This window comes from Paraburkholderia sp. GAS32 (assembly GCF_050434225.1).
Classification (GTDB): domain Bacteria; phylum Pseudomonadota; class Gammaproteobacteria; order Burkholderiales; family Burkholderiaceae; genus Paraburkholderia; species Paraburkholderia madseniana.
Genome location: NZ_JBNPVS010000038.1, coordinates 24,955 through 37,668, shown reverse-complemented (window position 1 = coordinate 37,668; position 12,714 = coordinate 24,955). Strand labels below are relative to the sequence as shown.

12 protein-coding genes are annotated in these 12,714 nt (G+C 60.6%); 4 read left to right on the top strand and 8 right to left on the bottom strand.

The window, feature by feature from the left end:
* The first annotated feature begins 8 nt into the window (after nucleotides 1-8).
* Nucleotides 9-683 (top strand): GntR family transcriptional regulator, encoded by a 675-nt coding sequence (locus P3T25_RS34520; RefSeq protein WP_429361484.1) that lies wholly within the window; start codon nucleotides 9-11, stop codon nucleotides 681-683.
* Nucleotides 684-794: 111 nt separating this feature from the next.
* The gene (locus P3T25_RS34515; RefSeq protein WP_054040108.1) at nucleotides 795-1,649 is read left to right on the top strand and encodes an urea carboxylase-associated family protein; all 855 of its coding nucleotides are present in this window, start codon (nucleotides 795-797) and stop codon (nucleotides 1,647-1,649) included.
* A 56-nt stretch (nucleotides 1,650-1,705) separates the two neighbouring features.
* On the opposite strand, the gene P3T25_RS34510 is transcribed toward P3T25_RS34515, so the two are convergent.
* The 6 genes from P3T25_RS34510 to P3T25_RS34485 all read right to left on the bottom strand — a co-directional run bounded on the left by P3T25_RS34510 (nucleotide 1,706) and on the right by P3T25_RS34485 (nucleotide 7,363).
* On the bottom strand, nucleotides 1,706-2,977 hold the full coding sequence (locus P3T25_RS34510) for an RNA polymerase sigma factor (protein WP_429361481.1): 1,272 nt from the start codon (nucleotides 2,975-2,977) through the stop codon (nucleotides 1,706-1,708).
* The gene (locus tag P3T25_RS34505; RefSeq protein ID WP_154557837.1) at nucleotides 2,974-3,345 is read right to left on the bottom strand and encodes a YciI family protein; all 372 of its coding nucleotides are present in this window, start codon (nucleotides 3,343-3,345) and stop codon (nucleotides 2,974-2,976) included. Before P3T25_RS34505 ends, P3T25_RS34510 begins: the two co-directional genes overlap by 4 nt.
* Before the next feature lie 126 nt (nucleotides 3,346-3,471).
* Nucleotides 3,472-4,554 (bottom strand): threonine aldolase family protein, encoded by a 1,083-nt coding sequence (locus tag P3T25_RS34500; protein WP_429361479.1) that lies wholly within the window; start codon nucleotides 4,552-4,554, stop codon nucleotides 3,472-3,474.
* Between the two features lie 153 nt (nucleotides 4,555-4,707).
* Entirely contained in the window at nucleotides 4,708-5,523 is an 816-nt protein-coding gene (locus P3T25_RS34495; protein WP_154557839.1) for a helix-turn-helix transcriptional regulator, read from the bottom strand.
* A 74-nt stretch (nucleotides 5,524-5,597) separates the two neighbouring features.
* Entirely contained in the window at nucleotides 5,598-6,815 is a 1,218-nt protein-coding gene (locus P3T25_RS34490) for an MFS transporter (protein WP_154557840.1), read from the bottom strand.
* A 113-nt stretch (nucleotides 6,816-6,928) separates the two neighbouring features.
* Nucleotides 6,929-7,363, bottom strand: coding sequence for a winged helix-turn-helix transcriptional regulator (locus P3T25_RS34485; protein ID WP_154557841.1), 435 nt, complete (start codon nucleotides 7,361-7,363; stop codon nucleotides 6,929-6,931).
* A gap of 157 nt (nucleotides 7,364-7,520) precedes the next feature.
* Between P3T25_RS34485 and P3T25_RS34480 the strand changes: the two genes are divergently transcribed.
* Nucleotides 7,521-8,519, top strand: coding sequence for an aldo/keto reductase (locus P3T25_RS34480; RefSeq protein ID WP_154557842.1), 999 nt, complete (start codon nucleotides 7,521-7,523; stop codon nucleotides 8,517-8,519).
* A 201-nt stretch (nucleotides 8,520-8,720) separates the two neighbouring features.
* Here the strand turns inward: P3T25_RS34480 and P3T25_RS34475 are convergent, their stop codons facing one another.
* Both P3T25_RS34475 and P3T25_RS34470 read right to left on the bottom strand, forming a co-directional pair.
* Nucleotides 8,721-9,335 (bottom strand): ankyrin repeat domain-containing protein, encoded by a 615-nt coding sequence (locus tag P3T25_RS34475; protein ID WP_154557843.1) that lies wholly within the window; start codon nucleotides 9,333-9,335, stop codon nucleotides 8,721-8,723.
* Between the two features lie 71 nt (nucleotides 9,336-9,406).
* Nucleotides 9,407-10,894, bottom strand: coding sequence for a catalase (locus P3T25_RS34470; RefSeq protein ID WP_154558012.1), 1,488 nt, complete (start codon nucleotides 10,892-10,894; stop codon nucleotides 9,407-9,409).
* An 856-nt stretch (nucleotides 10,895-11,750) separates the two neighbouring features.
* On the opposite strand from P3T25_RS34470, the gene mug reads away from it, so the two are divergent.
* Nucleotides 11,751-12,332, top strand: coding sequence for a G/U mismatch-specific DNA glycosylase (mug, locus tag P3T25_RS34465; RefSeq protein WP_233464696.1), 582 nt, complete (start codon nucleotides 11,751-11,753; stop codon nucleotides 12,330-12,332).
* The last annotated feature ends 382 nt before the right edge of the window (nucleotides 12,333-12,714 follow it).

Genomic DNA, 12,714 nt, shown 5'->3' with positions numbered 1-12,714 from the left:
AACACCGTATGGCCACCTCGCAATCAACTGTTACCCCCCTCGCTGGGCAGGAGCCCGAGCAATCGGTCACGGACCGGATTCTGTCGACGATCCGCAACGAGATCATTGAAGGCAAATTGCCGCCGGGCACCGCACTCGTCGAGAACGACCTCACCCAGGCGCACGACGTCTCGCGCAACACGCTGCGTGAAGCGCTGCGTCTCTTGTGCCGTGAAGGGCTCGCGGTGCATTACCGGCATCGCGGCGTGATCGTGCGCACCCTGACGCGCCACGATGTGCGCGACATCTATCGGGTGCGGCGCACGCTCGAACTGCAGGCCCTGATGCGCGAGGACCCGATTGAGGAAGATGAAATCGCGGCGATGCGCGACGCAGTCGTGCACGCGCAAGCGGCGGCGGACGAAGGCGACTGGCGCAGCGTCGGCACCTACAGTCTGCTATTTCACCGGCGCATCGTGCAGTTGCTCGGCAGCCCGCTGTTCGACACATTCTTCACGACGATACTGGCACAACTGCGCCTCGTGTTTGCCTCGGCCCCCGACGAGCGGCGCTTCCAGCGTCCCTGGATTGCGAAGGATCAGGAGATTCTCGAACTGATCGCGAGTGGGCGCACCGCCGAGGCGAGCGCCGCGCTCGCCGGTTACCTGAAGCAATCGGAGCACGCCCTGCTCGATTACCTTTGATTCGTTGCCTCTCATTCCGGCTTAGTCCACCGATTCACGGCTACAGCTCAAACAGGCGACAGTGCGTGACAAGCGCAGCCTGTCCGTGTGCTTTATCAAGGAGTCTCCATCATGTTGAATTACCCCGCCGCCTATCAATCCACCAAGGGGTCCGCGCTCGACCCCGACAAGGCGTTTTATGGTCGCATCGCCTCCGAACACGATACGCGCACGCTGGTCGAATCGATCGTCGTGCCCATCCGCTCGGGTCAGGCATGGACCGTACCGGCTGGTCATGTGTTTCGGATCGTCACGATTGAAGGTCCGCAAGTGGCCGACCTGAACATGTGGAATCTGCACAACCCGCGCGAGCGCATGTGGGCCTCGCGCACGCGCCAGTTGCAGCAGGCGCATGTGAGCACCTTCGACCGTTTGTGGTCGACGCTACCCTTCCTGCGCCCCATGGTGACGATCACCGATGACAGCCTCGCCGACTACGGCGTCGACGAGCATGGCGGCCGCGTTCACGACCTGCTCGGCACGCGTTGTGATCCGTACGTGAACCGCATGTTGACGGGTGAGGATTTCCATTTCCACTGCCACTCGAACCTGACGCGCGCAATCGCTCCGTATGGCTTGACCGAATACGACGTGCACGACGTGCTGAACGTGTTCCAGTGCACCGGGCTGAATCTCGAAGACAAGTACTTCATGAAAGCCTGTCCCGCGAAGAAGGGGGATTACCTCGAGTTCTTCGCGGAAATCGACCTGCTTTGCGCGTTGTCGACCTGCCCAGGCGGCGATCTCTCGTTGCCGATGTGGGGGCCGGACGCGCGCGATCCGCTGGAGGTATGCCGTCCGCTTGGCATCGAGATCTACCGGCTCGCTCCGCAGATGCTGGAGGGATGGACCTCGCCCGCGGTCGCCGCGTACAAGGGGCAGCACGGGATGACGCTGCAGCAGCCGCAGTGGAAGTGTGGGTGTTGAGGATTCCGCATCAGCGCGAGGCTTGCAAGCTCGCGTGGCAAACGCAAAGCGCCGATCTAACTTCGCGCCGATGACAGCGCGATGCGCTTGCCCTGCAGGAACCGGCGCACGGCCGGATCACGCTCGAGTCCGATCGCGAGATCGTACGCGCCGAGCGCTTCGGCCGTCGCGCCGGCACGCGCGAGCAGATCGGCGCGCGCGGCCCAGTACGGCTGGTAGTCGGCCAGCCGCGGATCGTTCGCATACGGCGCGAGCGCGTCGAGCGCCGCCTGCGGGCCGTCCCGTTCCGCCATGGCGAGTGCACGGTTCACCGCAACCACCGGCGACGCCGCAATCGCGAGCAGCGCATCGTAGAGCTGCACGATCTCGTCCCAGTTCGGTCGATGCGTTTGACAGCGGTAAATGTGCGCTGACTGCAGCGCGGCCTCGAGCTGAAAGCGTCCGATTGCGTTGAATGTGCTTGCGCGCCGCAGCAATGCGTTGGCTGCGTCGATCATCGGCGTGTTCCATGTCGCCGGATCCTGAGCCGAAAGCGGCACGTAGTCGCCGGCCGCATCGCGTCGCGCATCGCGCCTCGCCTGCGCATACAGCATTAGCGCGAGCAGACCCAGTGCCTCGGGCTCCTCGGGCAGCAGCTCGATGAGCAGTTGTGCAAGAAACAGCGCCTCGCCGACAAGATCGCGCCGCTCGGTATCGCCGCCGACCGGATCGGTCCATCCTTCCGCGTACGCCGCATAGACCGCTTCCAGCACGGCAGCGAGCCGGCCGGGCAACTCCTCGCGCTCCGGTACGCTGAACGGAATGCCCGCTTCGCGGATCTTGTTCTTCGCCCGCGCGAGGCGCTTGCTCATCGCGGCGGGCGACATCAGGAACGCGGACGCAATCGTCTTCGCTTCGAGCCCCAGCACCACCTGCAGCATCAGCGGCGTGCGAATCGCGGCCTCGAGCGCAGGGTGCGTGCACGCGAACAGCAGCGCAAGCCGCCGGTCAGGCAACACGCCTGCTTCATGCTCGTCGATCTCGTCGGCGAGGATCGTGAGCTGGTTCACCACTTCGTCGCCGACATGTCGATGGCGCGCGCCATCGATCGCCCGGCGGCGCGCAACCGTCATCAGCCACGCTTCGGGATTCGCGGGGCAGCCGCGCTCGGGCCAGTCCGCGAGCGCGGCTGCAAACGCGTCGGCGAGCGCGTCCTCGGCGGCGGCGACGTCGCGCGTGCGCATCGCCAGCAGCGCGACGAGCTTGCCGTAACTGCGGCGAGCGACCGCCTCGGCAATCGAATGCGCAGCGCCGTCGGCGTCACGCCCGCCGCCGCCGGACGGACTCATGCAGCAGATGGCGCGTCGTAGGGGGCAGTCCAGACCGGGCGCACTTCCATGAGGCCGTGCGCCGCGCCGGGACAACGCGACGCCCACGCGATCGCCGCGTCCAGGTTGGGCACGTCGATCAGGTAGTAGCCGGCGAGCTGCTCCTTCGAATCGGAATACGGCCCGTCAAGCACCTGCGGCTTGCCGTCGACGAGCCGCACCGTGGTGGCCGTGTTGGTGTTCTGCAGCCGGTTGGCGCCCACCAGCACCTCCGCTTTTTTCAACGATTCGGTGTACGCGTGATACGCGGCGACGCCTTGCTGCCGCTCGCTGTCGGTCATCTGGTTCCAGCCGTTTTCTTCCGAATAGATCATCAATAGGTATTGCATATGAGCCTCCGTCATGGGGTTAGGGCGGGTGAACATATCGGGCCGCCATGACAATGACGCTCGGGCGGCATGCTAACGGACAGGTGGTGGCGAAAAATTCAGAGTGGCACGCGCGATCTGCTCCTGTCAAACGCCGTGCGCCGGCACCGCGCGCGTCACATGCGCCAGCAAATTGTCGACATCCTCAATCGTGGTGGAGAAGGAAGTCACGAACCGCACAACGTTTTGTTCCCAACGATCGTGATAGAACCCGAATCCCGCCTGAAGCAGCGATTGGATGGCCACGGAAGGCAATCGACAGAAGATAATGTTGGCCCCAGTCGCGCCGAGCACCTCAACGCCGCTCAACCCCGCGAGTCCTCGGCTCAGGTGCTGCGCGGCGTCGTTGGCCTGGCGTGCGTTGCGCAACCAGAGATCGTCGGTCAAGTACGCGTCGATCTGCGCCGAAAGAAAGCGCATCTTCGAGAACAGATGGCCCGCACGCTTGCGACGGTAGCCCATTTCGGGTGCAAGGGATGCATCGAACAGCACGATCGCTTCCGCTGCGAACACACCATTCTTGGTCGCGCCGAACGACAAGGCATCGACCCCGGCCTTCCATGTCATCTCTGCAGGCGAGCAGCCGAGAGACACCAGCGCATTGGCAAATCGTGAGCCATCCATATGAAGTTTGATGGAGGATGCCTTGCAGACGTCCCCCAGCGCTTCGATCTCGGCCAGTGTGTACACGCCACCCTCTTCCGTCGCCTGCGTGATGCTCGCGCACGAGGGCTGCGTCGAATGTACGTCGCCCACCTTCACGCGAGCCGCGCTATGAAGTTTCGCGGGGTCTATCTTCGCTGATTGCCCGTCCACGGTGACCAGCTTCGCGCCATTCGTGTACCACGCGGGCGCGCCGCATTCGTCGTTGTTGATATGGCTCGACGGATGGCAATAGATGTTGCCCCAGGGCGGCGTCATCGCGCTCAGGCACAAGGAGTTGGCGGCGGTGCCGGTCGGCACGAGAAACACGTCGACTTCGCGCTCGAAGATTTCGCTCAGTTTGCGTTCGACGCGGGCAGTGAACTCATCTCCTCCATATGGGCTCGCCTGCCCGACGCTGCTCGCCGCGATGGCTTCAATTACCTCTGGCGACGCGCCCGCGATGTTATCGCTCGTAAAACCCAGAGCCGGCGCCCTGGCAACGTGTGATCGATTACTGCTGTCCATTGTCCTATCCTCAACTCGACGGGAGGAGCACTTCCCCCCGGATTGACGCATCCTATGTCGAGTGAAGCCGCCGGACTTGTAAAAAATTGATCAGTCGCGCAGCCACAGGGCGAGATGGCGCTGAACCTCGTGCTCTGCCGCCAACTGCGCGGCTTACGCCCTGTAGCACGACGGCGCGACGCCGTATGCCTGCCGGAAAGCGCGGTTGAAGTGACTTTGATCGTAGAACCCGACTTCCTGAGCGACTGTTGCAATCGCTTGCGAGCTTCGCGACAAAAGCGCACAAGCCCGCTCGAGACGAAGACGGAGCAACCACGCGTGAGGCGTCATCCCCACGGTCTGCTTGAATTGCTTGAGGAACTGGAACCTGCCGAGTGAGCACAACGCGGCCAATTCGTCCAACGTGATCTTGTCGCTGAGATGACTGAAGCAGTAGTCTCTGACGCGTTCCCACTGAATGCGCGAAAGCGAGCCCTGAACCGTTTCAGGCACGATCGCACGCGATTGACTCAGCAGGCACTCCAGCAACGTGAGCCATTCCGTCTGCATCTCAAGACTGCTCACGGCGTCGCAGCGCCGCATCGCATCGTGCAGTCGAAGAAGATGGCCCGCGAGCAACGGGTCCTCAAGCAAGGCTCCGGCGAATTCCGGCTCGCGATGAAGGCCGCTGATCTCCTCCGCCACGCTTGCGACGAGTTCTCGCGACAGGCGGAAAGTCTTGAGCGTGGATTGGTTTCCATCCACCACGGTTCCATCGTGAATCTCGCCTGGCGGCATCAGAACGACAGTCCCGGGTGCGTGCAGTACGGTCTTTCCGTTAACTCTCTGGCGCTGCACCCCGTCCGTCACCAACCCGACGTGGAAATCGAGGTGAAAATGGCGGTCGAAACTGAAATCCGCAAAGTGTGCGGTACTCAGCACCAGGCCGGGTATCTCGGACACTTGCTGGAACTGGACATTTTCAGTCATGGAACAGGGGGTGATGGCACGTGTTGGCGGACGTCAGCAAAGTATAGCGCTGCCGAAATCGAGCGGCTTCGTGTTCAATCACCGATCGCTCGCGAATCTTGCCCCGTATCCGCCTGCTCACGCATCAGCAGGAGCAGCGCGATAAGCACAAGCACTATCGTCAAGCCAACGAAGAGCAACGTCGCGCGTTGAATGTCGGCGAGCTGCACGGCGATACCAAGGCCGATCACAGGTAGTGAGATCGCCACATAAAGCACGACGAAAAAGCTGGACGTTACTTCCGCTCGCCTGTGCGCCGGCGCCGCGGACGCGATCTCGCCCAACCCCGCACGGAAGCTGATGCCCTGCCCGATCCCAGCCAGGGCGGTGCCGAGCAAAAGCGCGCCGAGCGAGCGCTCCGGCACGCACAGACCAACACATATCAGTCCCACGACGAGTCCAACGCAGCCGGCCGCTTGCCTCCATCGGGCAGCAATGACCGTCTGCACGATTTGCCCGAGTGCGGAGCACGCGAACAGCAGGAACACGATCGCGCCAGTCACGATACCGCTGTGAAAGCCGAGTACGACCCGAATCAGTTGCGGGGCGACAGCCGCAAAGAAGCCCACCACGACGAAACCGGCAAACCCCGCCAACGCGGCAGGCATAAACGCACGGCGTACTTCGGCAGGAAGCGAAATTTTCTGGATGCCGAGCTTCACGCGCGCAGGAATCGTAGCGGTCTCCGGCACGCCAAGAACGACCAGCGCGGCGACACCCACCAACGCGAGATGCGCGGCATAGGGCAAGCGCATCGGCCAGGGGAATAATTCGACGAGGATGCCGCTTAGCAAAGGACCACAACCCAGCCCGAGCATATTGGACGCCGTAGCCGCGAGCATGGCTTTGCCGCGCCACGCAGGCGGCGCGAGTTCGATCACAGCTACGGTGGCGGTTCCTGTGAAGATGCCGGCGGAGATTCCCGACAGCAGGCGGCCGAGCATCAGAAGCGCCAACCCGTCGCTGAGCAGAAACATCAGCGCTGACGCGGCCGACGCAAACAGTCCGGCCAGTAGCATGCGACGACGGCCGAGCTGATCGGACCAGTTGCCGACCAGTAGCAGTGCACCCAGCACCCCGATTGCATACGAGGCATAGATCACCGTGATGATGGTCGGGGTAAAACCATACTGCAGTTGGTAGTACCGATAGATTGCCGTCGGTAGCGTTGTGCCCATCATGTTGATCGCGAACGCCAACGCGACAGCCAGAAATGCGATCGGGGATCGCGGTGTGACAGAAGCTGCTTTCATGAAACGTCCCAACGGTTGCTCGAAGACTGCGCGCAATTATGGGCAATTTCTCACGGCCTTGCTGGCGGCTCGACAGTGGCGGTCAGCTTCGACCTCGCATTACGACGGCGGCGCTAAGCGATCGGCACATCACGCGGGCGCAGGTGATCGACCCGCTTTTCGCCGTGGTCGAACTCGCGCCGCGCCAATTCCATTTCGCTCATATGGACTTCGACCCAATCCCATATCCCGCAGATCTTGTCGAGCAGGCTCCGCCCCAGCGGCGTCAGCTGATAGTCGACCCGCGGCGGGATCACCGGATGCACGTAGCGCGTGACGAGGCCGTCACGCTCAAGCTGTCGCAATGTCTTGGTGAGCATTTTCTGGCTCACGCCCTCCACCACTTCGCGCAGCCGCGAAAAACGCATCTCGCCGTGCGTACCGAGCGCGTCGATGACGAGGATCGTCCACTTGTCCGCGATCTGCTCGATGATGTTCCGCGCCAGGTCATCAGTTTTTTTTTGCGGATTGTCGTGCGCGTAAGCGCCGTCGCAGCAATTAGTTTCCATGGGGAAAGTATGAAACCGTCAGGTGCCTTCTTGTGATCGCCGGATGCCGCTGAAATAATCGGCTCACCTGCCCGTCCGATGGGCATGTCGCCGTTAGTCAGATCGCATTCGACCCGGATGCGGTGCTTTACGTAGTGCTTTGATTAGAGAGCTTCACATGACTATTGAAACAATCGCAATTGAAGGTTTAACGACCCCCGTCTCACGCATCGGCCTTGGCACTTGGGCGATCGGCGGATGGATGTGGGGCGGCACCGATGAGAAAGACTCGATCGCGGTGATCCGCCGGGCGCTCGACAGCGGGGTCAATCTGATCGACACAGCGCCGGTGTACGGCTTCGGCGCATCGGAGGAGATTGTCGGCAAGGCGTTGGCCGATGGATATCGGCACAAGGCGGTCATCGCGACCAAGGTCGCATTGGAATGGCACGACGGTGCGGTGTTCCGCAATTCGTCGCCAGAGCGCATTCGTCAAGAAGTAGAGGATACGCTTCGGCGCTTGCGGACAGATTACATCGATCTGTATCAGGTCCACTGGCCCGATCCGCTGGTGCCGATCGAAGAAACCGCCGCGGTACTCGACGATCTGCGCAAGGAAGGCAAGGTACGGGCGCTGGGCGTCAGCAACTTCTCGCCTGCGCAAATGGATGCGTTCCGGCGCGTGGCGCCGCTGTCGACCACGCAACCGCCGTACAACCTGTTCGAGCGCGATATCGATCGTGATGTGCTGCCGTACGCAAAACAGCATGGGCTCGTCGCGCTTGCCTATGGGGCATTATGCCGCGGGCTGCTGGCGGGGCGCATCGGTGTCGAGACGCGTTTCGAGGGCGACGATCTGCGCCAGCGCGACCCGAAGTTTCGCGAGCCGCGTCGCGAGCAGTATGTCGCGGCCGTGAAAGCGCTGAACGTGTTCGCGCGCGATAACTTCGACAAGTCGGTGCTCGCACTGGCGGTGCGCTGGGTGCTCGATCGCGGCCCGACGATCGCGCTGTGGGGCGCACGTCGTCCGGCGCAGTTGGACGGGATCGAAGATGTGTTCGGCTGGCGCCTCGACGAGAAGGCGTTCGAGCAAATTGACGCGATTGTCGCGCAGTTCGTCAAGGATCCCGTTGGGCCGGAATTCATGGCGCCCCCGGAACGTGTGCTCGTAGCGTGACAGGGAGCCATCGAACATGCGAACCCATCGACGCACCTTCATGCTCCATTCAATCGGCGCGGCGGCGCTCGCGATTACGGGGCGCCCCGTCTGGGCAGGCAAGAGCATGAACGGCGTGCGCAGGTAGGCGATGCCAGGCAGCGCCGACGGTGGATAGTGCGTTGTTGAAGCGGGCGTGATCGGCGCTTTATCCGCCACGTCTCATTGTGTCGCGCCGGCGTGCCGCAATGCATCCTCCGCAGCCGGGTTGTGCTGTGCGATCGCCATTTGCAACGCGGTCCCGCCGCGCGCATCGACATGATTCGCGTTGGCGCCGTGCGCGACAAGCACCGGAATCATATCTAGTCGGCCGAATAGCGCGGCAAACGACAATGCCGTTTCCCCCGCGTTGTTGGTTTGATCGATGTCGCAATGCGTGTCGAGCAACATCGTTGCGATATTCGTCTCGCCTTTGAAGAGCGCCCCCATCAGTGCCGTGTTGCCATGCCGGTCGGCGGCGCAAGCGTTGGCGTCGGCAGAAAGAAGCGCCTTCAATGTCTCAGGGTGGTTGTCATACGCGCTAAGGATCAGCGCGGTATAGCCTTCGGGCGTTGTTGTCTCGAGCGGGAAATGCGCGTCTATCAACGCCTGAACGATATCCGTGCGTCCCGCACGCGCCGCGGCAAACCAGTCTTCGGTGTAACGCGGCGTGTCCGTCACGGCCGAATACGTTCCCGGCTGATACACATGCTGTGCGCAACTCGCCGTCAACAGTGCGGCCAGGGTGGCGACCGCCACGGTCCGAACAAGGCGCCGGGCAGTGAAAGAGCATTGCATTACGTTCTCCGTAAGAAAGCGTGTCTAGTCATTTGTTGGGAAGCCTGCTTGCGCAGGCTCCCGTACATGCATCAGTTATCGCTCAGGTGTGCGGCCGCATCCTTCACACGGGTGACATCCGCGTTGGTCGCACGCGCGAGACGGGTACCGTAGTCGGCATCAGCCTTATAGAAGTACGAGAGCATTGCGTACTTGTTCGCGTCGTTGGTCACGCGCCCAAGGTCGCCAGACAGCGCCGTGATCAGATCGGTCTTGCCGGTCTCGGACAGCGTCCGGTAATACTCGCCGGCCTGACGGAAGTCGAGCGTCTTGTGGATCGCTCTTTGCTGGGTTGTCCCCTTCAGCGGCGTCTGCACGGACTTGTACTTGTCCTGCTGTGAGATTTCGGCGACTCCGGATGGCTCGTAGTTCACTTCGCCCTTTCGCTCCCCCTCATTCATGAAGCCGTCCTGGTTGTTGTTGTAGACCGGGACGATCGGGCGATTGATCGGCAACTGGTTGTAGTTCGGGCCGAGGCGATACATCTGCGTATCGGCATAGGAGAACAGGCGACCCTGCAACATCCGGTCCTCGGAAGGCTCGATCCCCGGCACGAGCCGCGACGGCGCGAAAGCCGATTCTTCCGTGGACTCGAAATAGTTGTCCGGAACGCGGTTGAGCGTCATCGTGCCCACCTTCTGCTCTGGGATGGAGGACGGCCACACCTTCGTGTCATCCAGCGCATCGAAATCGAATTTGTCCAGGTCCTTCGGCGAGAGCACCTGAATGTATAGGTCCCACTGTGGATACGAACGCGCCTTGACCGAGTTGTACAGGTCATTGGTCATCAGATTCCAGTCCGCGCCGATCGAATGCGGGATATCCTGGGGACGAATGCCTTCGACACCCTGACGGCTCTTCCAGTGAAACTTCACGTAGTGAACTTCGCCTTTTGAATTGACGAACTTGAAGGCGTGCACGCCGTAGCCGTCCATGTGGCGATACGAATCCGGCATGCCCTCGTCCGTGTAGAGGTGCGTCAGCATGTTCGTCGCTTCGGGCGAATGGGCGAAAAAGTCGAACGCCAGATTCGGATCCTGCACGCCAGTCACCGCCGATGGTTTGTTCGCATGCACGAAGTCAGGAAACTTGATGGCGTCCCGAATGAAGAAGATCGGCCAGTTGATGCCGACCATGTCCCAGTTGCCTTGCTGCGTGTAGAACTTGATAGCGAAACCGCGCGGGTCTCGTGCCTGCTCGGGCGAGCCGCGATAGCCCATCACCGTCGAGAATCGAACGAAGACCGGAGTCTTCGATCCAGGCGTGAACACCTGGGCAGAGGTGAGGGAGCTGATGTCTGTAGTCGGCACGAACTCGCCATAGATACCTGTGCCACGCGCATGCACGACGCGCTCGGGTATGCGCTCGCGGTCGAAGCGCTGCAGTTTCTCGATGAGATGAGAGTCCTGCAAAAGCACCGGACCTTCGGGGCCCGCCGTCTGGGAGTTCTGGTTGTCGCCGACAGGCGACCCGCTATCCTGGGTCATATCTACGGCATACGCCGGTTGAGCGATCGCCATTGCCGAGACGATCGAGAAAATGCTTGCTGCAATCTGTGTCTTCAGTATTTTCACGTTGTATTCCTGGTTCAGGGGGGAAACCGGAGTAATCCTATTACTCAGACATTCGATTATCCAATCTCTTTTTCCTATCATTTCAATAGCCACTGAATTCCTTATGAAAATAAAAATTACAAAAATAAAATTGACAGAAAACACGAATTGTTCTGCGGAGCGATTGCAAACCCCATGACGAAAAAATGAAATAAAAAATTATTCGAAATTTTGAAGAGAGAATCCGCCATGGGCCTTGCTGCATTGCCGTTTTCTCAACAATGACTCCGCATCGCGCGTGTGGTGGCCCGCGTAGGCGCCGTGCGTGGTGGTGCTGTGTACGCTTTATTCATCTCGAGTAATTTCAACTGCATTTATTATTTTTACGCATACCCTTATGATTGATATGTTTTTATCCAGCATATCTACAAGACATTTAATTGTTTTATAAATGACCTTAACTTAACCTTATCATTGCACGGAATAGCGATAATTAAATCAGGAACGCAGGCATGCGCACCAATAGTTGGAGATGCCTTTCCTGATTTCGCCACTTGCCTCGAATGTGAATTGAGGCGTTATCGATAATCATTCCTGCAACAAAGCTCTGGCCGAGTCGTTTTCGATAGAGGGGGATGCAGAGTATCGAGTTCCTGCTTGCCGATTGTGTCGGCTCCCATTGCCAGTGGTATAGACCGCCCCTGGCCAGAATCGGGGCCCGTTTGACCTCAAATCGACCCTCTTGTGGCTTGTCCGCCGTGACGGTGTAGCCCAAACTGCTGCTCTCGTGAGAGCCTCTCCCCAATAAAGGATTGCACCGTCCGTGACTCGCTCCGATCCACTTCAAGGTCTTCCTGACATCCTTGAACCAGGTTTGTCGGTGGTATTTTGCGGAATCAATCCGGGCGTTCTTGCGGCATCGACCGGCCGCCACTTTGCCGGCAGAGGCAATCGGTTCTGGCGGGTCGTTCATCTGGCGGGCTTCACGCCTGAACAGATTTCTCCTGACGACGATCACACGCTCCTGCAGTATGGTTGTGGCCTCACAACCGTGGTCTCGCGTCCAACCGCACGAGCGGACGAACTATCACCCGGGGAGTTCAAAGCGGCTGCGACGGAATTCGAGCAGAAGATTGAACGCTATGCGCCGCAATGTGTTGCCTTCCTGGGGAAGATGGCGCTCTCCGCCATGTCGGGCACACGCGACATCCATTGGGGTCCACAACCGACAACGTTCGGCGGCGCCCACACATGGGTGTTGCCGAATCCCAGCGGACTGAATCGCACATTCAGCCTCGACGCGCTAGTGTCCGCCTACCGGGAACTTCGTCTTGCCGTCGCGCCTGCCGGGGGCGCGCTTCCTCCTTCAACGCGTGGCCCCGTTCCCTCATCGCGACTCGAATAATTTCAACAAGCTTTCATCGCGCACTCCCGCTCGCTGCGACCGCGGCCCAAAGAAAACCCCCACGATCAACCGTTCGTTGGCGCAAGCTACGGGCCGAAACACACCCGACGGAGTGTTTCATATCCCAACATGTATCACTCCGGTAACTCAAGCCTTGCGCGCCCCGGGTAGATTGACGCCATGCTTGGTCTCAATGGTTGTCCACCGGCTTCCACCAAGGCGAACATGAGCAACACACGGTCTGTCAGCAAGGCCCTCGTGGCCGTCGGCGATTCGCCGCACGCGCTATTCCTCCGGCCCACCTTGATAAAACATTACCGCCAATTACGAAGCGCATTCATCGTCACGGATCCAGTCACCAGGCCATAACATCGCCCTGTGC